General features: G+C 29.3%; 20 protein-coding genes and 1 pseudogene. 7 read left to right on the forward strand and 14 right to left on the reverse strand.

Annotated features, from left to right (window positions below; all coding sequences use genetic code 11):
• Positions 1 to 48 precede the first annotated feature (48 nt).
• The 4 genes from bvRMA01_RS01055 to pstB all read left to right on the forward strand — a co-directional run bounded on the left by bvRMA01_RS01055 (position 49) and on the right by pstB (position 4,195).
• The gene (locus bvRMA01_RS01055) at positions 49 to 900 is read left to right on the forward strand and encodes a substrate-binding domain-containing protein (protein WP_247031568.1); all 852 of its coding nucleotides are present in this window, start codon (positions 49 to 51) and stop codon (positions 898 to 900) included.
• 83 nt (positions 901 to 983) lie between these two features.
• Positions 984 to 1,892 carry a phosphate ABC transporter permease subunit PstC gene (gene pstC, locus bvRMA01_RS01060; RefSeq protein ID WP_247031570.1) on the forward strand — a complete coding sequence of 303 codons (909 nt, stop codon included), beginning with the start codon at positions 984 to 986 and terminating at the stop codon, positions 1,890 to 1,892.
• Positions 1,889 to 3,430: a phosphate ABC transporter permease PstA gene (gene pstA, locus bvRMA01_RS01065; protein ID WP_247031572.1), complete on the forward strand. Its 1,542-nt coding sequence runs from the start codon at positions 1,889 to 1,891 to the stop codon at positions 3,428 to 3,430. The genes pstC and pstA overlap by 4 nt, the downstream gene beginning before the upstream one ends.
• On the forward strand, positions 3,431 to 4,195 hold the full coding sequence (pstB, locus tag bvRMA01_RS01070; protein WP_011772173.1) for a phosphate ABC transporter ATP-binding protein PstB: 765 nt from the start codon (positions 3,431 to 3,433) through the stop codon (positions 4,193 to 4,195).
• Here pstB and bvRMA01_RS01075 read toward each other — a convergent pair whose 3' ends face one another.
• From bvRMA01_RS01075 to bvRMA01_RS01095, 5 genes are read right to left on the reverse strand one after another with little or no spacing between them, the layout of a single operon-like run.
• On the reverse strand, positions 4,196 to 5,017 hold the full coding sequence (locus tag bvRMA01_RS01075; protein ID WP_011772174.1) for a ZIP family metal transporter: 822 nt from the start codon (positions 5,015 to 5,017) through the stop codon (positions 4,196 to 4,198).
• 16 nt (positions 5,018 to 5,033) lie between these two features.
• Positions 5,034 to 6,815: an alanine--tRNA ligase gene (locus bvRMA01_RS01080; protein WP_247031574.1), complete on the reverse strand. Its 1,782-nt coding sequence runs from the start codon at positions 6,813 to 6,815 to the stop codon at positions 5,034 to 5,036.
• Positions 6,815 to 8,026, reverse strand: a complete 1,212-nt coding sequence (locus bvRMA01_RS01085; protein ID WP_247031576.1) for a flagellar motor switch protein FliG — start codon at positions 8,024 to 8,026, stop codon at positions 6,815 to 6,817. The genes bvRMA01_RS01080 and bvRMA01_RS01085 overlap by 1 nt, the downstream gene beginning before the upstream one ends.
• Positions 8,013 to 8,714: a 6-phosphogluconolactonase gene (locus bvRMA01_RS01090; protein WP_247031578.1), complete on the reverse strand. Its 702-nt coding sequence runs from the start codon at positions 8,712 to 8,714 to the stop codon at positions 8,013 to 8,015. Before bvRMA01_RS01090 ends, bvRMA01_RS01085 begins: the two co-directional genes overlap by 14 nt.
• A 20-nt stretch (positions 8,715 to 8,734) precedes the next feature.
• The gene (locus bvRMA01_RS01095) at positions 8,735 to 9,430 is read right to left on the reverse strand and encodes an SIMPL domain-containing protein (protein WP_433996716.1); all 696 of its coding nucleotides are present in this window, start codon (positions 9,428 to 9,430) and stop codon (positions 8,735 to 8,737) included.
• A 77-nt stretch (positions 9,431 to 9,507) separates the two neighbouring features.
• Here bvRMA01_RS01095 and dusA point away from each other — a divergent pair.
• Positions 9,508 to 10,516: pseudogene (gene dusA, locus bvRMA01_RS01100) on the forward strand (tRNA dihydrouridine(20/20a) synthase DusA).
• Here the strand turns inward: dusA and serS are convergent.
• On the reverse strand, positions 10,506 to 11,780 hold the full coding sequence (serS, locus tag bvRMA01_RS01105; RefSeq protein ID WP_247031582.1) for a serine--tRNA ligase: 1,275 nt from the start codon (positions 11,778 to 11,780) through the stop codon (positions 10,506 to 10,508). The pseudogene dusA and the gene serS sit on opposite strands and share 11 nt — an antisense overlap.
• Positions 11,781 to 11,927: 147 nt before the next feature.
• Between serS and bvRMA01_RS01110 the strand changes: the two genes are divergently transcribed.
• Complete coding sequence (locus tag bvRMA01_RS01110) at positions 11,928 to 12,644, forward strand: hypothetical protein (RefSeq protein ID WP_247031584.1); 717 nt, start codon at positions 11,928 to 11,930, stop codon at positions 12,642 to 12,644.
• A gap of 12 nt (positions 12,645 to 12,656) precedes the next feature.
• Complete coding sequence (locus bvRMA01_RS01115) at positions 12,657 to 15,575, forward strand: insulinase family protein (RefSeq protein ID WP_247031587.1); 2,919 nt, start codon at positions 12,657 to 12,659, stop codon at positions 15,573 to 15,575.
• Between the two features lie 17 nt (positions 15,576 to 15,592).
• Here bvRMA01_RS01115 and bvRMA01_RS01120 read toward each other — a convergent pair whose 3' ends face one another.
• From bvRMA01_RS01120 to bvRMA01_RS01155, 8 genes are all read right to left on the reverse strand, one after another.
• Positions 15,593 to 15,841, reverse strand: coding sequence for a type B 50S ribosomal protein L31 (locus bvRMA01_RS01120; RefSeq protein ID WP_025375264.1), 249 nt, complete (start codon positions 15,839 to 15,841; stop codon positions 15,593 to 15,595).
• A gap of 57 nt (positions 15,842 to 15,898) precedes the next feature.
• Positions 15,899 to 17,443 carry a transcription termination factor Rho gene (gene rho / locus bvRMA01_RS01125; RefSeq protein WP_011772184.1) on the reverse strand — a complete coding sequence of 515 codons (1,545 nt, stop codon included), beginning with the start codon at positions 17,441 to 17,443 and terminating at the stop codon, positions 15,899 to 15,901.
• Between the two features lie 88 nt (positions 17,444 to 17,531).
• Entirely contained in the window at positions 17,532 to 17,939 is a 408-nt protein-coding gene (locus bvRMA01_RS01130) for a bactofilin family protein (protein ID WP_011772185.1), read from the reverse strand.
• 3 nt (positions 17,940 to 17,942) lie between these two features.
• Positions 17,943 to 18,269, reverse strand: a complete 327-nt coding sequence (locus bvRMA01_RS01135) for an HU family DNA-binding protein (protein ID WP_011772186.1) — start codon at positions 18,267 to 18,269, stop codon at positions 17,943 to 17,945.
• Between the two features lie 11 nt (positions 18,270 to 18,280).
• A complete protein-coding gene (gene rpsT / locus bvRMA01_RS01140) occupies positions 18,281 to 18,538 on the reverse strand; it encodes a 30S ribosomal protein S20 (protein WP_011772187.1) in 258 nt (85 codons plus the stop codon).
• Positions 18,539 to 18,611: 73 nt separating this feature from the next.
• Positions 18,612 to 19,433 carry a hypothetical protein gene (locus bvRMA01_RS06280; RefSeq protein ID WP_433996709.1) on the reverse strand — a complete coding sequence of 274 codons (822 nt, stop codon included), beginning with the start codon at positions 19,431 to 19,433 and terminating at the stop codon, positions 18,612 to 18,614.
• Positions 19,434 to 19,450: 17 nt separating this feature from the next.
• Positions 19,451 to 20,557 carry a redox-regulated ATPase YchF gene (ychF, locus tag bvRMA01_RS01150; protein WP_247031591.1) on the reverse strand — a complete coding sequence of 369 codons (1,107 nt, stop codon included), beginning with the start codon at positions 20,555 to 20,557 and terminating at the stop codon, positions 19,451 to 19,453.
• A gap of 25 nt (positions 20,558 to 20,582) precedes the next feature.
• Complete coding sequence (locus bvRMA01_RS01155) at positions 20,583 to 22,589, reverse strand: hypothetical protein (RefSeq protein WP_247032392.1); 2,007 nt, start codon at positions 22,587 to 22,589, stop codon at positions 20,583 to 20,585.
• Positions 22,590 to 22,598 lie beyond the last annotated feature (9 nt).

A 22,598-nucleotide genomic window follows, 5' to 3' on the forward strand; every position in this document is an offset into this window, starting at 1 on the left:
TATCTAAGATTAATGATATTATATATAGTTGTAAAAGGAGTTAATTTAATGCAAGCTATCAAAGTGCTCTTTACTATTTCAATAGCTTTTTTATTTAGCAATTGTACAAACAAAGACAAAGAAAATGTCATTGCAATTGGTGGATCTACATCGACAACCTCTATTATGGATGAAATGATCCTACGATATCAAAAAATAAATAATCAACTTAAAGTCACTTATGATGCACAAGGCAGTAGTGTTGGCATTAAAGGATTATTTGATGGTATTTATAAAATGGCAATTTCTTCAAGAGACGCAACTGAAGAAGAAATAGCTCAAGGAGCAAAAATCACAATCATTGCTTATGACGCTTTAATATTCATTACAAGTCCTGATGTCAAAATCACAAATATTACAGAAGAAGATTTAGTAAAAATACTTAATGGAAATATTAGAAACTGGCAACAAGTCGGTGGACATGATGCTAAAATTAACTTCATAAATCGAGATTCATCATCAGGCTCTCATTCATCTATAAAAGAACTGGTTCTTGATAAGATATTAAAAAATCCTGAAGAAGCTCAATTCAGACAAGATAGTATTATGGTCAAATCCAATGGTGAAGTAATTGAAAAAATAAGTCTCACACCCCACTCAATTGGTTACATTAGTTTTGGATATGCAAGAGGTGCAATAGAAAAAGGTCTACATACACTCTCAATAAACAGCATATATCCTACAAAAGAAACAATAACAAAGGACAAATATAATATAAAGAGAAGGCTAATAGCGATCACAAACAGTATTTCTGAGGATCAGAACATACTTGATTTTATTAACTTTATGCTAAATCCAAATGGACAAGATATTGTTGAAGAACAAGGGTTCATAAAGGTTCATACAACTGAAAATATCTAAAACCATGACAAAATTGTCTTAAGAATTTAAGTTAAATATAAATTTAACAAAATTCGATTTCTATAGGGGAACTCTTTTAAAGCATGAAATTAACTTTAAAGACAAAAAGAAATATTGTTAGATTGGCTTTCAACTGTTTCATTTTTACATCCGCAATAATTAGTACCTTGACAATATTATTACTAGTCTTATTCATCATTAAAAATGGACTAGCACCCTTGCTTAATAATAAAATTAAAATTTTTAATTTTCTATTCAGCACAAACTGGGATCCTACTAACAAATTACAAAAATCGTACGGAATTTTATCTTTTATTATAAACTCAACCTTAACAACATTTTTTTCTGTCCTAATTGCACTACCAATTGGACTTGGTTTTGCAATTTACCTGTCTGAGAAAACCAAAGGTATTTACCAAAAGACATTACAAACCATAATAGAACTCTTAGCAGGAATCCCAAGCGTAGTATATGGATTTTTTGGAAGCACATTTATAGCCACCCTTATAAAAAACACTTTTAGCAGAGAAGATAACTTAGGATATAATTTAATAACCTCAGTAATAGTTCTAAGCATAATGATACTCCCAACAATAATTAGTGTCTCATACACATCACTTAAAGCTGTTCCAAAATCATATAAACTAGCATCTCTTGCACTAGCTGCAACAGACTGGCAAACAATATATAAAGTGATGATCCCTTCAGCTGGAAAAGGAATTTTAGCAGGAGTAATACTAGCAATTGGAAGAGCTATTGGTGAGACAATAGCAGTTTTAATGGTTGGTGGGGGATCACCTCTATTTATACAAAATATATTCTCACCTATTAGAACATTAACGGTAAACATTGCAATAGATATGGGATATGCATCTGGAACACACAAAGAAGCCTTATTTTCTACAGCTTTGGTCTTGCTATTATTAGTCATAATAATAAATTCAATTAAACACTTTATTTTATCTTCATCGAAAAGGCTAAAAATCAAGTGAATACAATTCAAACAAATAAATTATTCAATAAAATTTCATTTTGCATAATCAGATTCATTGCTTATTTTTTAATAACACTATTATTCTTTCTAATATCGTATATAGTATACAATTCACTATTCTTTACAAGCAAAAAACAAACATTATTTTTAGATGAAACAAAACACTTTTTACCATTCACATTGAAAAACAAAATAATCAAAATCGCATTTATTATTAACAAAAGCATAAAAGCGGAAGAAATTACTACGCAAGATATCTACAATATATACAATAATAAAATTTCACATTGGGGAAGCATATCAGATCAAAGTATTGACATAGTTCCAATTGCAAGTTCACAGTCAAATCTTGCAAGTACAGTCGTACTACAAACTTTTACCAAAGACAATAAATTTAATAACAGGTATATAAAGCTTGTAGAATCAAATGAAAAGATAATAGAAACTGTCAATAAAACAACAGGGGCTATTGGTTACTTAACAAAAGAAGAACTTGAAAAATTAGATTTTAAAAAATTTTCAGAAATTAAATCCCTGAAAATCAAATCCATGTCTATTTTAGTAGGCAAAAAAACACTACAAAAAAGTGAAAATGAAATTATTAACATACTAAGCCTTAATCAGATTAAAAAATTACTCATAGAAAAGACAAACTGGAATAACTTAATATCTAAAAATATTAAATTAAATATCATAAAATACTCAAATTATGATCAAAATGCAATAAAAACAGTAGAAGAACATGAAGGCACAATTGCGGTTGTGCCTTGGCATTCTTTCTATAAAAGTGATGCTCCTTTTCTCAAATTATACTATATAAAAAAAGACATGCCTTTAAACTTAAATTTCATATTATCTACTCCAAGAAATTCTGGAAAATACGGGGGTATTTCTTATTTAATCTTCAACACATTTTACGTCATACTATTAACAGCAGTAATATCAATTTCAATAGGAATTGGTACGGGAATAATGCTTGCAGAATATACATCAAATAAAATATTTTACAAAACAGTATCTATGAGTGTTGATATCTTATCATCCATCCCTGCTATCATTTTTGGACTCTTTGGACTTATCTTTTTTGTTCCAATCTTTGGTATGGGAATACTCTCAGGAGCAATAACAAGTTCTTTAATGATATTACCAATGATTATTAAAACAACTGAGGAAGCACTAAAATCAATTCCTAAATCATACAAATATGCTTCAGTTGCTTTAGGTGCCAATAAAACAGAAACTATAATCAAAATTTTACTGCCCGCTTCTAGTCCAGGCATATTGACAGGAATAGTGCTTGCAATAGGACGTGCTCTTGGAGAAACTGCTGTACTCCTTTTTACAATGGGAACAAATTTAGGACTTGCAAGTTCTCTAAATGAACCTTCAAGAAGTTTAACTGTACATCTACTATTATTATTTCAAGAAGGATATTTAGACAAAGGTTTTGCAACAGCATCAATACTTATAATAATGATACTTTCAATAAATTTAACATCAAAATTTCTAATCAATAAATTATATAGGATTAAGTAAATGAGCCAAGACAAAGCAATTATTAAAACAGAAAATCTAAACTTATTTTATACAGATTTTAAAGCATTAAATAATATTAACATATCAATACTAAGAAACAGCATCACAGCTTTAATAGGTCCATCAGGTTGTGGAAAATCAACATTTCTTAGAACACTTAACAGAATGAATGATCTTGTGGAAGGCGTTAAAATAGAAGGAAAAGTTATGTATGAAGGTAAAAGTATTTACTCAAACAACTTTGATGTACTGGAACTTAGGAGAAAAATTGGAATGGTTTTTCAAACTCCTAATCCATTTTTAATGTCAGTTTATGACAACATAAGTTATGGACCTAAAATTCATGGAATTAAAGATAAAAAAAAACTTGATGAGATAGTTGAAAAATCCCTAATAAAATCTGCACTATGGAATGAAGTAAAAGATAAACTTAATAGAAATGCCTTAAGCCTTTCAGGGGGACAACAACAAAGACTTTGCATCGCAAGAACTCTTGCAATCGAACCAAATGTAATATTAATGGACGAGCCTACTTCTGCTCTTGATCCAATCTCAACAGGCAAAATTGAAGAGCTAATAATAAATTTAAAAGAAAGCTACACGATCATAATAGTAACTCATAATATGCAACAAGCCGGACGGATATCTGATCGAACTGCATTCTTTCTAAATGGCTACATTGAAGAAGAAAGCCAAACAGATGAATTATTTTTCAATCCTAAAAATATTAAGACAGAAGAATATATTACTGGCAAGTTTGGCTAATTACCCCAAAGACACATCAAGGAACATCATTAAAGCAAATCCAATAACTCCAAATATGGTTGGAATCTTATTGTCAATATCTTTTCTCTTAGCTTCAGGTATTAATTGTTCAATTGAAACATAAATCATTGCCCCTGCAGAAAAAGATAAAGCAAAGGGTAGAATCCTAGTAAAAGTATAAACTGCATAAGATCCTAAAAATCCTCCAACAATTTCTACCAAACCTGACATCTGACCATAATTAAAACACTTCCATAAAGGAACATTACCTCGTCTTAAAGGCAAAGAAATTGCTGCACCTTCTGGCATATTTTGAATACCAATTCCTAATGTAAGAATCATAGCCCCAACTAAAGTATGAATGTCAGGAGAAGAAGCTAAAGCTCCAAAAGCAACACCAACAGCAAGTCCTTCCGGAAAATTATGCAACGTAACAGCCGTAAAAAGCAAAAAATCCTTTTTACCATGTCTCGTTAAATCTTCATCAATAAATGCTAGTTTATCAAGATCTGGCACAAATACATCCACAATATATATAAAAAATGCTCCTAAGAGAAAACCAAAAACTGCTGGCATCCATGCAATATAACCAAGCTCTTCCGCCATCTCTATTGCTGGTTTAATAAGTGAAAAAAAACTAGCAGCAATCATAATTCCTGCTGAAAAGCCAAGCATGGCATCCATTATTTTATTGTTTACTTTTCTGAAACAAAAAACAGCAGCCGCTCCAAAGGCTGTAGTAAACCAAGTAAAAGTAGAACCTAAAAATCCTAAAAAAATAGGATGTAAAGTTAATAAATAATCGCCTAAATGTTTAAACATAAAGTATCCTCCAATATTAATCGATCAAAATGCCTTTTATTCTCCTTACACCTGATGATGAAGCCTGTTCCTTTTGTATCTTAAAAATCCCAAGTTCACTAGTGTTCTTAACATGCGGTCCACCACAAACTTCAATTGAAAAACCATCAATTTCATACACACTGACAATCTCTTCATATTTCTCACCAAATAGAGCCATAGCACCCTTAGCCAAGGCATCATCCAGACTCATTACAGTTCGATTTACAGATAATTTATTTTTTATCTGTAAATTAACCATCTCTTCAACTCTTTTTATCTCATCATCCGTCATTTTATAAGGATGACTAAAATCAAACCTTAGTCTCTCAGCAGTAATATTACTACCTTTTTGCCTTACATGATCACCTAAGACTAATTGAAGTGCCTTATGAAGCAAATGAGTAGCTGTATGTAGCTTGGTAGTCTCATATGTACAATCCGCAAGTCCCCCTTTAAAGACTTTATCACCTCCTTTCTTAGAAACCTTTCGATGCTTCCTAAAATGCTCTTCAAAACCTGTCTTATCTATACTAAATCCATGTTCAGTTGCAAGTTCTTCCGTTATTTCATAAGGGAAACCATAAGTATCATAAAGTTTAAAAGCAATCTCACCAGGAATTAATTTCGATGATAAATGCTGAATTAATTTAATAAATTCTTGTTCACCATGACGCAAAGTTTTAAAAAATTTTTTTTCCTCTGTATTTAACTCAGCCTTAATAAAATCTTTATTTTTTGTTAATTCTTTATAAAAAGATTTATAAATCTCTTCAACAGGATCAACAAGATCTGCTAAAACATGAGATTCCATCCCAAGTTTTTTTGCATATCTAATAGCTCTCCTAATGATTCTCCTTAAAACATATCCCTGTCCTATATTAGACGGAAGAACTGCAAAATTATCAGCCAAAATAAAACAACTGGCCTTAATATGATCAGCAATTATTCGAATAGATTTATCATCATCTAAATTCTGCCCATAAATTTTGCCAGAAATTTTTTCGATCTTATCAATTATCGGTTTAAATGCATCCGTGTCATAAACTGAAGACTTTCCCTGCAAAAATGTAATTGTTCTCTCAATACCCATTCCTGTATCCACACATTTCCGATTCAACTCTTCATAATTTCCATTCTCATCCCTTTTATATTGCACAAAAACATTATTCCAAATCTCAAAATACTTACCACAAGAACATGTAATATCACATTCATTAGAACACTTCTCTTTGCCTGTATCTACAAAGATTTCAGTATCCGGCCCACAAGGCCCTACATTTCCAACAGGACCCCAAAAATTATGCTCTCTTGAGAGATAAAATATCCTATCTTTAGGAATTCCAAGACTTTCCCAAACACTAGCTGTCTTTGTATCCCGTGGAATATTCTCATCACCTTCAAAAACACTAACATAAAGCCTATCTTTTGAAATATTTAAGTAATCAGGTGAAGTTAAAAACTCAAAACTATACTTTACTGAAAGTTCTTTAAAATAAGCTCCAAGGGACCAATTTCCAAGCATTTCAAAAAAAGTTAAATGACTCAGATCTCCCACCTCATCAATATCTCCTGTTCTTAAACATTTTTGAACGTCAACTAACATATCTCCAGATGGATGTATTTCTCCAAGAAGATAAGGTACAAGCGGTTGCATGCCAGCTGTATTAAAAAGAACTGTAGAATCATTATCAGGAATTAAAGACTTGCCTGCAATCTCACAATGTCCCTTACTCTTAAAAAATTCTATATACTTTTTACGTAGTTCATCAAGTTTCACTAAATAAACTCCTCATTTTTTCTATATATCATTAATTCACCCTTTAAAGTTAACTCCTTAATATAATTAACAAAGGACGTAGTCATTGCTTTTATATCTCTCTTTTTTACCTCTTTCAAAAAAGACTCTTCTTCTAAAATAAGAGTTTTACGTCTTCTTGAAACATTGAAAAGAATTTTATCTCTAATTTCATCACTTTTATCTTTAATAATAATTGCAATATCGTTATCTGTAAATTCTCTTAAAATATTATGCATATCATTATCTGTAATTCTAAGTATTACATTAATATCAAATATTCTTTCTTTAATCTCATTATCTTTAACAGGATTTAAAACTTTCATATCAATATTACTCAAAAGATTTTTTTCATCCTCAGAATCCATATAACTCAAAATATCAACAAGTATCTTAGAACCATCAAGTTTTTCTGTCTTAAGTTTACCCTGCATTGCAAATCTACTCTTAAGTCTATCAGAGATAATCTCAATCATATCCATATTTAATTGTCTCGGCTTAGCAAGCTCCTTAACAAACTGTTTCTTAATATCTTTTTCCAACATAGAAAAAACATATTTTTTCTGTTCTTTGGTTAAATAATTATATATTATCAAAAGTGTTTGAATATTTTCATCTTTAATTAAAGCCCAAAGTTGTTCATCCTCAACACCAGATAAGTAATCAAAAGGCAAAAACGGATCAATTCCTGTAACTTTTATATAAATCTCTTTCGCTTTTGCCTTACTTAAAGATTTATTTAATAACTCATAAGTAAATTTATCATCAATTTTTAAATATTTTCTCTCACTTTTTACTAAATCTTCAAATTCTTGAATAATCCGCTTTTTATCATCAGGGGTAATGTACTTAATTTTTGTAATTTCTCTAGTAATTGCAATTATATCAGCATCATCAAGTTCAGCCATAATTTTTGATGATTTTTCAAGACCAATAGCTAAGAAATATTTTGCTATTTTTGATACTTTACTCTCTTTACGAATAAATCCTGGCTTCCCAACTCCTTTGCTAAGAGACTTTGAATTGCTGAAATCCTCTCTTTTGCCCCTCTTAATCAGATTGACCCATGACTTAAGCAGAGAACCTTGTATTTCAGGCAAATCATTATGTAACTCTTTTTTTTCAGATTCTTTAAAGGTTTTTACTCCCAAATTTTTTGCATCCTGATATTTAGAAATCCTAGGATCCTGCATAGACTCCCTCAATATTTGTAAGAACCAATAAACGAGCATGATCCTTGAAAATTTTAGCTGGACATTCTCTTAGAGAAATTTCTGAACTTAAAAAATTTTCTAAAGCACCCTTTTTTTCATGACCAATAAAGAGTAACACAGAAGCCTTAGACAAAAGTAAAGACTTAGGTGTTAAGCTCATTCGCTTACTTGGAAGCTTTGGTGCATCATACTCATATTGATATCCTTCCATCTCAGAAAATAAAAGTTTCCTTGAAGGAAAAAGAGAAGCAACATGCCCATCTTCACCAACAGACAAAATGCTAAGATCCAATCTTGTAAATCTAGAATTAAATTCAACATTATAATTATAAATAGACGATGTTTCATCAAACTCACTGTAAATAAATGGATGAAAATTAGAACCACAGATTAAATTTTTCTTCATCATTTTAGAAAAAAATCCTTCACTTAAAAGCCTAAAATTACTGTACTCGCTATTTAAATCAACACAACGCTCATCTACTAAAAAAAAATGAGATTTTTTAATAGGATAATTTTGTTCATCAAAGACATTGAGAAAAGAAATAATATTTCGACCACCACAAACTCCAATACTAGTAAAATCATCTCGACTAATATTTTTTAAAAAAAAATCAAAAAACCTTCCCTTTAAATCATTCTCTTTATTAGAACACAAAAATTCCATCACCATTCCTTGCAACAAATTTAATCTAAATAATAAGAAACTGTAGTAACAACCCTTAATATCTTTTTTGAATAACGCTCATGATTTTCGGAACTTCTATCAACTGGAAGAAATTCAAAGTATCCTTGATTTGCGGTCTTAATTTTTCCTAAAACAGCACCAGAATTACGTGAGAACTCTAAAGCCGCATCCAAGGCATTTTTAATAGAATCTGCTAACATTGCAGGTTTAACATCATTGATTTTATCAAAATAATAACTTGGTCCACCATTACCAGTAAAGAGTACTCCTTTATTGTAAAGTTTAATAATATTTTTGCTTACCTGCTCCATTTTATCAATATCTTTAGTATAAATACCTAAAGATATATACGCATTGTACTTATAAAGAGCATCACTATAGTTTGCAATATGAAAATCCATATTTTTCATGCTTATCTCATCTTCATGAAACCCATAGCTAACAAAAAAATCTCTTATCGCCAAAAAATTTGCATTATTTAACTTATTAATCTCATCTATAGTATTTCCACCTAATTCATACCGTAAATTCCAACTTGAAGAAGTTGAGAGTACCTCTTTTTCACTTAAGCCCTTAACAGTAATGTAATTTCCATTTTTTATCCCAATATTCTTTATACCAATAGACATGATAACTGAGGCTATCAAAAAAACTAAAGATGACAATAAAAATAATAACTTTTTTGCCAACATAATTTTCACCTCCTAATTTTTTATAAACCCATAAACAAATATATTGTCAAATTAAACAATTTATTTTAACATATTATGCCATGTTAATAAACCAAAAAATCGCAATAACACCAATGGTAGCAATTACTGACGAACACTTTAGATATATAATAAGATTATTATCAAAAAAAGTTACTCTATATACCCCAATGATTTCTGCAAAATCAATTATTATGGGCAAGTTAAACACAATTGTAAAACAAACTCCCACTGATTCACCCATTGCAATTCAAATAGCAACAGACTGTGAAAACGACGCCGCAAAAGCCATAGAAATCCTTGAAAACAAATTTAACTTTGATGAATATAATCTTAACGTTGACTGCCCATCATCTCGTGTCCAAGATGCAAACTATGGGGCATGTTTAATGCAAACTCCAACTCAGGTAGGCAAAATCCTGCAAGCCATGAAAAAAAAACACAAATAAACCTGTCTCAATCAAACACAGAATAGGCATAAGACATAATAAAAGAGAATATCATGAAACAAACTATAGAGAACTCAAACAATTTGTAGAAAAAATTATAAAATATGAAATAAAAAATTTTACCGTTCATGCAAGAGTAGCCATACTAAATGGATATTCTCCTAAAGATAATCAAAATATTCCAAAACTCAAACATGAACTTGTATATCAATTGAAGCAAGATCATAAAAATATATTTATTGAAATAAATGGAGGAATTATCAGTAGTAACCACATAAAAACACATCTATCTTATGTGGATTCTGTTATGATTGGAAGAGCTGCGGCAAAAGATCCTTATTTCATTGCCAAAATTTCAAGAGAATTCTTAGAAGAAAAAGAAAAAATTCCAACAAGAGAAGAAGTATTATTAAAAATGGTAGAATATATCAAAGAATATAACGAACACCTTTCAATTAATACCATACTAAAACACATAATGAGAATAGTATTTGCAAAAGACAATGCTCGCAAATTTAGACAAATCTTAAGTGCACCTTTTCCTAAAAATCTTAAAAATCATGAAATACTCTTAAGCGCAATTGAACACTTAAGAGAAGATACTTTAAAATCTAATTCTTAGGAGATATATAATCAAAACCTGTATATTTGACCAAATTCTTAGGTATTCGTATACCGCCTCTTGCATCCTGAAAGTTCTCAAGTATAGCAATGATTGTTCTTGTTGAGGCTAAGGCTGTACCATTTATCATATGTACAAACTTACTCTGACCATCATCCTTATATCTAATTTTAAGGCGCCTTGACTGATAATCTGTACAGTTTGAAGTTGAAGTAACCTCTCCATACTCGCCCTTATCTCCTCTACCCGGCATCCAAGCTTCAATATCGTACTTCTTATAAGCTGGTGCACCAAGATCAAAAGAACAAACATTTAAGACTCTATACGGGATCTCAAGTTCAGTAAAAATTTCTTCTTCTAATGCCAAAAACTCATTATGAATACGATCAGAATCTTCACTCTTACAAAGACAAAACATTTCCACTTTACTAAATTGATGCACCCTATAAAGGCCCTTAGAAAATTGTCCAGCTGCTCCTGCCTCTTTACGAAAACAATGAGAAAGTCCTGCCATCTTTAGTGGAGACTTAAGATCTAATATAGTATTATAATAATATCCACCAAGAGTAATCTCAGCTGTACCAATAAGATATTTATCTGTATCTTCAATTTTATAAATATTACTTTCAGTGCCACGCGGATTAAAGCCAATTCCATCAACTATAAATTCTCTTGCAATATCAGGTGTGATAAATAAATCAAAACCCTTGAGTTTAAGTTTATTTAAAGCAAAATTAATAAGTGCAAGCTCTAAAAAAACAGCTTCATTTTTAAGATAATAAAACTTATTACCGCTAACCTCACGTGCCCTTTCAAAATCAAAAAGATCCAAATCAATTCCAATTTCCAAATGATCCTTTGGTTTAAAATCAAAATTTGGAATACTTCCTGACACTTTTAACACAATATTTCCATCCTCACCCTCACCAACAGGAACATCAGGAGCAGAAATGTTTGGAATCCGCTTGTGCTCAATCAACAGTTTAGATGTTATATGACTCAATTTTTCTTCCAATATCGCAATTTCAGACTTTAAAACCTTTCCAGTCTCTATGAAAGAATGCCTACGGGAATCATCCATTTTTCCTTTCATAGCGTTAGCATTTTCATTCCTTATAGCATTCAACTCCCCTATCTTAGTAACAAGTTTTTTGCGCTCATCATCAAGAGAAATTAACAGATCGATATCTAACTCAAGCCCTCTATCTTTAATATTTTTCTGAATAAGCTCTAAATTATCTCTTATAAACTTCAAGTCAAGCATCACAGAACTCCCACATAGATTTAACTAAAAATAATTGAGGTCAAATAAAATAAAATGAAAAACAAATAACATCAATTATTATCATAAATATTATATAATAATTATAATAATAGTAGAATAAACTTATATACGGAGAAAAATGTCTTTATGATAAAAGTGTCAACAGCTCAAAAACTATTCATTTTAACATCATTACTAATGATTTTTATAGGGTGTACAAAAAAAACAAAGAAAATAAACTTTAATGAAATTGACACACTCTATAACGAAAAAGATGAAATAATAATTCAATCAATTCTAGCAGAAGAAGAAAACGAATTTTTTGAATATAAAATTAGAATACCCAAAGTAATAGATGCCAGAACAAAAAACAATAAAATAAAAACATTCAATGATGAAGTTGAAAATTATTCAAATGAAATAATTAACAACCTAGAAAGTGCTGCTCAAAATATTAAACAAGAGTCTAAAAGACCAAGCTTAAACATAGATTATGAGATCTACCATGGATATGGTATTTATACAATAATAGTAAGTGCCACTCAAACAATTAATGATACATCTATCACAAACCATAGAAGCTATTATATTAGCGATAATGGGGATTATATTTATAATATAGATGAAATCATTAACGTAGAAGAAGCATTTCCCTACTTTACTCAAAGGATTAAAGAAAAAATTGAAAAAACATACCCAAATAAACTACTATTTGATTTACAGCAAGCAGTAATTTACTTTGAAAATAAAAAAATCATAATAAAATTCCCATTTTATGTATTTAATTTAGACGACATAAAGGATACCGAAAACATATTCGAATTTAATGAAGAAGAAGCACAAAAATATATAAAACAAGGATAAAATAAATCATAAATGAAAAGAAAAAAAATTTTCAACTTAATTTCAAAAACTTACCTAGAAGAATATGACACTGAAGGATGTTATTTTAAACATGAAAGTGGACTAGAAATATTTGAACTAAAAAATACCACATTTAAAGAACATGCTTTTGGAATAGCATTCAAGACTATTCCCCTAAATAATACGGGGGTTGCTCATATCCTAGAGCACACGATTTTTTGCGGATCAAATAAATATAGAATAAAAGATCCTTTTCTTTATTTAATGAAAGGAAGCCTAAACACTTTCTTAAATGCAATGACATTTCCAGATAAGACTCTCTATCCAGCAGCATCTACAATCCAAAAAGATTATTTTAACTTATTCAAAATATATGCCGATGCTGTTTTTAACCCATTACTTAAAAAAGAAGCCTTTATGCAGGAAGGTTATAATATAAACCCAAATAACTTTAAACTATCTGGTATTGTCTTAAATGAAATGAAAGGCAATTATTCCAACAAAAATTCTTTAATTAACGAAATTGCTACCAATTCTCTTTTTTCTGAAGGTACCTATCAATACGATTCTGGGGGCAATCCTATCAATATCATTGACCTTACATACGAAGAATTTATCGAATTTTATAGAAAACACTATACACTAGAAAATTGTAAAATATTTTTATTTGGCAATATTGACACTAATAAAAATCTTAATTTTATTGAAAAATATATAATTAGACCTTATACAAAGGAAAAATTAAATATTAATTACAATATAAAAAAAACCACAAGATGGAATAAAGGCAAAACACTAAATTTTGATATCCCAAAAGAAACTGAAAATACACTAGGAATATATGCAATAAACTGGTTATGTACTGATATTAAAAATATCAAAGAAAATATCGGACTTGAAATTCTATCAGAAATTCTCCTAGACAGCTCCTGTCAATTCACTATAAACATGCTAAAGAGTAATATTGGTGACGTAATAGCTGATGTTAGTGGCATCAACACAGACATAAAAGAATGCGTATTTTCATTCGGATTACAAAACGTAGTCCCAGGAAAAATGGAAGAATTTAAAAATATGGTTTTTAATGAACTTAAAAATCTTGTTAAAGTAAAAATTTCAGAAGAACTAATACAAGGTATTCTCTTTGGTTATGAATTTGCATTAAAAGAAGAAAAAGGACAAGGATGGCCTATTTCTTTAATGATCAAAAGTTTTAAAGGTTGGTTACATGGAATGCATCCAACTGAAACTTTAAAAATCAATTGTCATCTAGATGAGATTAAAAACAAACTAGAGAAAGGGGAACCTTACTTTGAAAATCTAATAGAAAAATATTTACTCAATAATAATCATTACACATTGATCCAATTTAATCCATCAGATACAGTCCTTAAAGAAATGGAAGAAAAAATAGAAAAAAAATTAATGGATAGAGAAATTGACATTAAGAAAAATCCAGAAAAATTTGCAGAATTTACTAAAGATTATAATCAATTTAAAGACTATCAAAAAAAGGAAGATCTTAAATCCGACATTACTAAGCTTCCCATGCTAAAAATAGAGGATTTACCAAAAGAAGTTGAAAAAAGTTTAATTCTTAATGAAACTCCTGAACTTAAAACACATACGTTTGAATTAAAGAAAAACAATAATATCTTCAATGTGCATCTATTTTTTAAATTAAATTTTCTACAAAAAGAAGATTTTATGCATCTTTCTTTATTAAAAAGAGCCATTCAAGATCTATCTACCCAAAATTATTCCTATGTAGATTTAAATAATAAAATCCAAAATACTTTGGGACAATTAAACATACATGAAAGTTATGAAGAAGATATACAAGGAAACATGATAAATTTATTTAACATAAATTTCAAATCATTTAACAATAAAATTCAAGAATCATTTATATTAATTAAAGAAATTTTAATCAACATAAATTTTCATGATTACGATAGATTAAAAGAAATAGTCTTAAGCCTAAAAAATGATTTTAAATCGATATTAATACCCAAAGGACATATCTTTGCAACAATAAGATCAGAATCAAAATTAAGTCAAAGCAAATATCTAAAAGAACTTCAAGTTGGCCTTACAGGAAGAGAATACTGGCAAAAAGTAAAGACAGACATAGAATCTTTAAGAGAACTTGCATCTAATTTAGAAAGGCTAAGGGACAAAATAATTTTTAAAGACAATCTCTCATCACTGCTTATAGGTAGTACTAACGATGTCATTAAAAGATTAGAAAGTGAATTATTCACATTAAGAAAAAGTTTAAGTAAAAAGACTTATATCAATAACCCAATTACAATACAACCATCAGGCAATATCTTAACAGAAATAATCATTATTCCATCAAAAATATCTTTTAACTCCATAAGCTTTGCAAGCTATAAAATAACGGATGAAAATTATCCAAAAATAAATTTCTTAACACATATATTAAAAAGTGGGATCTTATGGGAAAAAATAAGGGTCATGGGAGGAGCATACGGTGCATTTGCATCAATTACAAACGGAATATTTTCTTTTGCATCATATAGAGATCCTAACTTTGTAAAGACATATCAAGCATTTGAAACATCATTAGAAGAATTGGCTAATAACGAAATTAAAAACGAAGAACTCTATACATATTTAGTAGGAGTAATTGGTTTAAGTACAAATGTAAAAACCAAATCCATAGAAATATTAGAAAGCTATAAAAGAAAAATGCTAAACATTAGTGATCAGCTAAGACAAGATATAAGAAACTCTTACTTCAAAATAACAAGCACAGACATTAAAAATATATCTGAACAAGTATTAAACCAATTAAAACAAAAAAATAGCATTACATCTCTTGTTAACCATGCAACTTATGAAGATGAAAAAGAAAAACTAGAAGCATTTATTGGAACAAACTACAAGGTAAAAAAAATATATTAATATATAAAGAAAAAAAATTACTTAAGCTTTTTATATTTTTTGTTAAATTTGTCAATTCTACCTGCTGCATCAACAAACTTTTGTTGACCTGTATAAAAAGGATGCGATTTGCTTGTAATTTCAACAGTAATTAATGGATACTCTTTATTATCACTATATTTAATTGTCTCTTTTGAAGTTAAAGTAGATCTAGTTAAAAACATCGTACCATTGGAACTATCTTTAAATATTACTAAATTACTAACAGGATGTATATCTTTTTTCATAATGCCTCTCTTAATTTGATAAAAGTTTAGTCTAAATTTCAAATAAAGTCAATTTTACTAATCCCCATTACTCATGGTCTTTAGGAAAATTTCATTGTTCTTACTCTTTTTCATCTTTTCAACTAAAGCTTCAACACCTTCATAATCATCAACACCACCTAAAATTTTTCTAATAAGCAAAATTTTAGAACGCTCCTCTTCACTTAAAAGCAATTCTTCTTTTCTTGTCCCTGATTTCTTAATATTAATAGCAGGAAAAAGCCTTCTATCTGCCAAACTCCTATCAAGAATTAACTCCATATTACCAGTACTTTTAAATTCCTCAAATATGACTTCATCCATCTTACTTCCAGTATCAACTAAAGCTGTAGCTATAATAGTAAGACTTCCACCTTCCTCAATATTTCTAGCAGAACCAAAAAATCTTTTTGGTTTATGCAAAGCATTAGAATCAACTCCACCTGAGAGTATCTTACCAGAAGTTGGCATAGTCTGATTATAAGCCCTTGCAAGTCTTGTAATAGAATCTAAAAGAATAACAACATCCTTTTTATTCTCAACAAGTCTTTTTGCCTTCTCAATAACCATCTCTGCAACCTGCACGTGTCTACTAGCCTGCTCATCAAAATTAGATGCAATGACCTCACCCTTAACACCCCGAATCATGTCAGTCACTTCTTCAGGTCTCTCATCAATAAGTAAAATCATTAAAACAATGTCTGGATAATTAGTAGTAATTGCATTTGCTATTTTTTGAAGCAAAGTAGTCTTCCCAGCCTTTGGAGGTGATACTATTAATGCTCTTTGTCCTTTTCCAATAGGAGAAAAAAGATTAATAAGCCTAGTGGAAATATTACAATTTTCATATTCAAGATCCAACTTTGAACTAGGATATAAAGGTGTTAAATTATCAAAAGGTATTCTATTTTGTGCAAATGTAGGGTCCTGGTCATTAATGCTTTTAATTTTAATCATTGCAAAAAATCTCTCACCATCCCTTGGAGACCTAATCTGCCCATATAAAATATCACCTGTCCTTAAATTAAAAAGTCTAATCTGAGACGGTGAAACATAAACATCATTACCTCCTGAAAGATAAGAATTAGATGCTGTACGCAAAAACCCGTACCCATCACTTAAAACATCAAGAACTCCAGTAAATAAAACATTAATATTATGTTCAGTTAATATCTTAACAAGTAAAAATATTAATTCTGTCTTCTTCATTGTTACCGCAATAGTATGATTAGTCCCAAGACCCTCAACAACTTTCCTGATTTCGGTAATGGGCTTATCATAAAGACTATCAATAACGATAAAATCTTTACCACCTAAAAAATTAATAATGTTGCTTTGCTCAAGAGTCTTAATACTATTTTCTAAATCTGGATCAGATATATCATAATCAAAACCTGACGAGACTCCATTAGATTCTCTCAATTTATCAATATTAGAGTTTTTAAGTCCACTAGCAACAGATTCTTTTTTAGTAACAACTTTAACTATTTTTTTCTTAGAATTATCCTCAATCTTTAATTCTTTAGAAGAATTTAAACGCTTCATTTCATCCTCTAAATCAAATTCCGCACATTTTTTATCCATAATCTCCTCTATGAGATAAATTTTTAAGAAGGGTATTTTATCAAAAATAATACTTAACCATTAAATAATCAATAAATATAACACTCATTCATTGAAAAGTATCTTTTAATTGTGAAACTGTAAAAGAAAATAAATCTATACTCTCATTAGATTTAATCATTTCACACTTACCATCAAAGACTATATTATCATTAATAAATATCTTTTTTGTCTTAACATCACCATATATCTTACAACCACTATTTAAATAAACCTTATTGCTAGCATTAATATTTCCCTTTAAAATTCCTTCAATTATTAACGTATCGCAAATTACCACATCTGTAATAACTTTACTATTTTTACCTATAAAAAGTATTCCACTTTTTGAAAATATCTCCCCCTCAAAAGACGAATCAAGATATAAAGCACCCTCAAACTTTAACTTCCCTCTGAAAATTAAGCTTGAATCTAACTTACAGTCCCATTTGTAAGAATCCTTAATATTAACAGGCATTAACTATCCCTTAATGCCCCATACTCGTTCTTTTAAATCTTTTCCTGGACGAAAATAAGCAACATGATGATCATCAACATTAACATACTCACCTGTTTGAGGATTACGAGCATTCTGGCGACCTTTCCTTTTTCTAAGCTCAAATGTACCAAAAGATCTAAACTCTATGACATTATTAAGACAAAGACTATTTTTAAGCTCTTCAAAAAAAGCATCAACTACAAGCCTTATATATTTTTTTTCTAATTTTTCATTACTATTTTTAATATTTAAAGATATTTGGTTAACAATATCTGATTTAGTAACTTTGGGTCTTCTTGAAAAAGACATAAACTAGTTCCTTATCGTAATAACAAAATACTCAAATTTGATTTTTTACGTGCAGCTTTATTTCTATGAATTATTCTTTTTCTAGCAGCAGTATCTAATTTTTTTGAAACAAATTTAAAAAACTCCAAAGCTTCTTCTTTTTTACCTTCCCTTATAAGGTTCATACAACGCTTTTCTATTGTTTTCAACTCACTCTTAACACTTACATTTCTCAAATTCCGCTTCAAATTTTGCCGAGCTCGTTTTAATGCTGATGGATTATTGCCCAAATTAAACTCCTTAATGCAGCAAACATGATAATAAATAAATATACCAACTAATTACAATATAGTCAATCATACATTAAACACACTGCCTACAATATTTATCAATATAAGCAAATACCTTTTGCATAGAATAAGACATTCCCTCATTATTAATGTATACCTTTTTAAGAGTACCTCTATGATTATACACAAAAGACAAATAACCATCCCTACTCAGCTCAGAAACATGAACAAATATACTGTTAAAAAATTTATAAAAGTATTCTTTATGAGAAAAGATTTTTTTCTCATAAACAGAATCCTTTCTAAATTCATAAAAAATAACCAAATCTTTAATAACTAAAATATCATCTATTAAAACCTTAATACCGATAAGAAAAATAAAAAAAAATACTATTATGCTACCAAATGCAATATAACAAACAGACATGTTAATTAAAATTCGACACAAAAACATTAACAAATAAATACCTGAAATATAATACCTTATCGGCAACTCTTCATTCTTTGCAATAAATAGATCACTTCTCATAATTTTAAGCTTCCTGAAAAAATTGCTTAAATATTTTTTTCTTAAAAAACAAATTTTTATTTTCCGTTTATTATTTAATCCTAGAATTAATATACTACCTGATAATCTCTTTTCAAACCATAGAATATCATTAAAAGTAAAATTAACCTTGGAATAAAATTTTTTATAAAAAATTTTATTCCCTTTACAATCAAGCTCATAAAAATATCTTAAATAAAAAATTATTAAAAAAAGATTTATCAATATTAAAAAAAGAATAAAAATACCAAAGATATTTTTATATAACAACATATAAAATACAGAAAAGCTCAAATTAAGAAGAAAAATAAAAATTAACCTGATTTTATAAAAAAAAAACTCATTCATATTAATAAATATTATATTTAAACATTAAATTTAAAGAAAATTATATCACCATCTCTTACTAAGTAATCTTTCCCTTCAAGCCTAAAACGCCCTTTCTCCTTGACGCCTTGAACACTCTGATATTCAATTAAATCATTAAATGAATATACTTCGGCTTTAATAAAACCTCTCTGAAAATCACTGTGAATGATACCTGCAGCTTCTGGGGCCTTCATTCCATCCATAAAAGTCCAAGCTCTAACTTCTTGCTCTCCAGCAGTAAAATAGGTTCTCAAACCTAAAGCATAATAAGTTGTTCGTATTAAATTGCTAAGACCACTATCATTAATTCCCATAGACTCAAGCATTTCCCTTCGCTCACGCAAGTCTTTAATCTCAATAAGTTCTGCCTCAACCTTAGCACACAAAATTAAATAATCATTACCCTCACCTAAAGCTATATTCTTTACGGTATCTGTATATTTATTGCCACAAAGAGAATTTTCATCAACATTACAAACATATATAACTTTTTTAATAGTTAAAAGATTTAAAGATTTGATAAAATCATATCCAAATTCATCAAACTCAAATTCAATTACCGGTCTAACATCCATTAAATGCTTCTCAAGGCTCTTAAGCATTGAAACAATCTTCTTTGCATTCTCACTAATCTTTTTATCAACGCTCTTTACATTTTTTTCATTCTTTAAAATGCTTTTCTGCACAGTATCAAGATCTGCAAGACATAACTCTATATTAATTGTGCTTATATCTCTTTGTGGATTTACATCCCCATCAACATGAATAACCTCTCTATCTTCAAAACATCTAACAACATGCACAATAATAGAAACCTCACGAATATTTGCCAAAAATTTATTACCAAGTCCCTCACCCCTAGAAGCCCCCTTCACAAGACCTGCAATATCAACGAATTCTATTACAGCAGGAACAGTTTTTTTTGACACAACCAAACTAGCAATTCTTGAAAGCCTCTCATCAGGAATTTCCACTATACCTATATTTGGATCAATAGTACAAAAAGGATAGTTAGCAATCTCTGATTTTGATGCTGTCAAAGATGAAAATAAAGTAGATTTACCAACATTGGGCAAACCCACTATTCCCACATTAAGCGCCATAACTAAAACTCCATAAAATTAAAATCTAATTAACCAAATACGCAAATTCGCCTCTACCTATTTGTTGATTAAAATTCACCTCAACAGATAGATTGTAATAGCCATCAGGTTCTTGAAGTCCTGGATAATCATACTCAAGCAAATAAGTACCTGTTTTTTGTTTCATCATTAAATCATAAACCCTAGACACTCCCTCATAAGATGAAAAAGGAATAATTGCACCACCAGTTTCATTTACTAAATACTGTAATTTAGAATCAACAGGATTATTGCCAAATAATATCAAATAAAATCTAATATCATTATTCTTATAATAACTTAAAATAGTATCTATAGAATATCTATTAAAAGCAGAACGACTTAAATTTCCATTACTAAAATAAAGCACAGCTCTTCTTGCACTCTTTGACATAAGCTCAGAACCTGCAAGTTTAAGACTAACATCAGTCTTTACATAATTTGAATCATAAGCTCCAAGAGAATTTGTCTTATGAATAGTACTTAATAAACTTTCAATATTATCTACTAAAGGCACACTTGTTGCATTTATAAAACTAAATTTTTTATTCGCTCTAGACTTTATAAGAGTATTTACACCCATAATCTGTTCTGACTCATAATTTTTCATAGCAAAAGACTTATCAAAAACAATTGCAATATTCATATCATTAGAAGTATTAATATCATAAGCAATTTTAGGATTAACAATATAATATTCTTCATTAGCAATCGCAAAATTTTCGCTCTTTAGACCTATAACTGGCAAGCCATTTCTATTACTAACATTAAGTTCAACATAAATTTTAGGACCTCCGACCCTAATTACTCGACGTACATCAACATTTAAACTATCATAAACACTAACATCACTTTTATAAACCGAAATCTGAGCATTATCAAAATCTGAAACAATTACTTGATTATTAACATCAATAATTGAAGATGAAATTTTAGAATCAATCTTATCTGCTTTTAAAAGCTTAACAAATGTCTTTCTTAAAACACTGTACTTATAAACACCATACTTTGAAGATATAATAATATTATTGCCTGTAAAATCACTACTAAGACCTTCTATTCCCTCAAGAGAAGTTGCAATAGAATATAAATGATTACCACTAGTATCAAAAACCTCAATGGAATTTTTAGAAGTATCAGCAACATAAACATTTCCATTTAAATATGTAACACCTGTTGGACCTAAAAGCCCCATATATCCAACCGTTTTAACACCAAAATGCAAAATAAAATTTCCCTTAGCATCAAATTTACTTACCCGCTTATTGCCCCATTCACTAACATAAATATAACCTCTCTCATCAACTGTCATATACTGAGGAGCAAGCAATTCACCAGGATCAGTGCCTTTTTTCCCAATCGAACCCCTTTTAATACCAAAAGTTTTATCATATATGCCAATCTCATCATTTGAACAAAGTGTCACATACAATAGGTCACCAAGTTCAATTACGTCATAAGGCGACTTTAAAGAAGTGATTCCATCTTTAATCAAAACACTAACATTATTGTTAGCATCAAAATGTAATATTTCATTTCCTACAAAATTAACAGCATAATACCCACCATATTGATCAGCTTTTAAAGAGGTAATCTGATATCCATTTGGCCGTCTATAAATAGAATTATTAAGAAAAGCAACTTGAATAAATCTCTCAACATCAAGTTCATTACTTAATGATATACCTCTTCTTTGTTCAATTATAGATATTAACTGTCTAAGATAAGCTGCCTTATACCCTTGGGATTGCAGATTGCGCCATTCCCTCAAAGCTTCTTCAACATATCCCAACCTATAATAAACATTACCTATCCAAAAACGATAATCTAGATTACTTGGATCAAAACTTAAAACTCTTTTAAAAGATAATAAAGCATCATCATAAAGCCCATTATTATAAGAATTAAGTGCCAATTTAAATTCTTCCTGAGCATCTTTGTTGGTAACTATGCCTTGAGAATTTAAAACAAATGTACTCAAAAAAAATAAAACAAATAAATTAAATATTAAAATCATTCTCTT

It is taken from the genome of Borrelia venezuelensis (genome assembly GCF_023035835.1).
GTDB classification, from domain to species: Bacteria; Spirochaetota; Spirochaetia; order Borreliales; family Borreliaceae; genus Borrelia; species Borrelia turicatae.

Bases quoted from the DNA above. Each gene is read 5' to 3' on its own strand.
- pstC (WP_247031570.1), top strand. From the start codon at position 984: ATGAAATTAACTTTAAAGACAAAAAGAAATATTGTTAGATTGGCTTTC.
- bvRMA01_RS01110 (WP_247031584.1), top strand. From the start codon at position 11,928: ATGATAAAAGTGTCAACAGCTCAAAAACTATTCATTTTAACATCATTA.
- serS (WP_247031582.1), bottom strand. From the start codon at position 11,780: ATGCTTGACTTGAAGTTTATAAGAGATAATTTAGAGCTTATTCAGAAA.
- bvRMA01_RS01075 (WP_011772174.1), bottom strand. From the start codon at position 5,017: ATGTTTAAACATTTAGGCGATTATTTATTAACTTTACATCCTATTTTT.
- ychF (WP_247031591.1), bottom strand. From the start codon at position 20,557: ATGGCGCTTAATGTGGGAATAGTGGGTTTGCCCAATGTTGGTAAATCT.
- pstB (WP_011772173.1), top strand. From the start codon at position 3,431: ATGAGCCAAGACAAAGCAATTATTAAAACAGAAAATCTAAACTTATTT.
- bvRMA01_RS01085 (WP_247031576.1), bottom strand. From the start codon at position 8,026: ATGCAGGATCCTAGGATTTCTAAATATCAGGATGCAAAAAATTTGGGA.
- bvRMA01_RS01120 (WP_025375264.1), bottom strand. From the start codon at position 15,841: ATGAAAAAAGATATACATCCTGTTAGTAATTTAGTAATATTTAAAGAT.
- bvRMA01_RS01135 (WP_011772186.1), bottom strand. From the start codon at position 18,269: ATGTCTTTTTCAAGAAGACCCAAAGTTACTAAATCAGATATTGTTAAC.
- bvRMA01_RS06280 (WP_433996709.1), bottom strand. From the start codon at position 19,433: ATGAATGAGTTTTTTTTTTATAAAATCAGGTTAATTTTTATTTTTCTT.
- bvRMA01_RS01115 (WP_247031587.1), top strand. From the start codon at position 12,657: ATGAAAAGAAAAAAAATTTTCAACTTAATTTCAAAAACTTACCTAGAA.
- bvRMA01_RS01090 (WP_247031578.1), bottom strand. From the start codon at position 8,714: ATGGAATTTTTGTGTTCTAATAAAGAGAATGATTTAAAGGGAAGGTTT.
- bvRMA01_RS01055 (WP_247031568.1), top strand. From the start codon at position 49: ATGCAAGCTATCAAAGTGCTCTTTACTATTTCAATAGCTTTTTTATTT.
- bvRMA01_RS01130 (WP_011772185.1), bottom strand. From the start codon at position 17,939: ATGCCTGTTAATATTAAGGATTCTTACAAATGGGACTGTAAGTTAGAT.
- rho (WP_011772184.1), bottom strand. From the start codon at position 17,443: ATGGATAAAAAATGTGCGGAATTTGATTTAGAGGATGAAATGAAGCGT.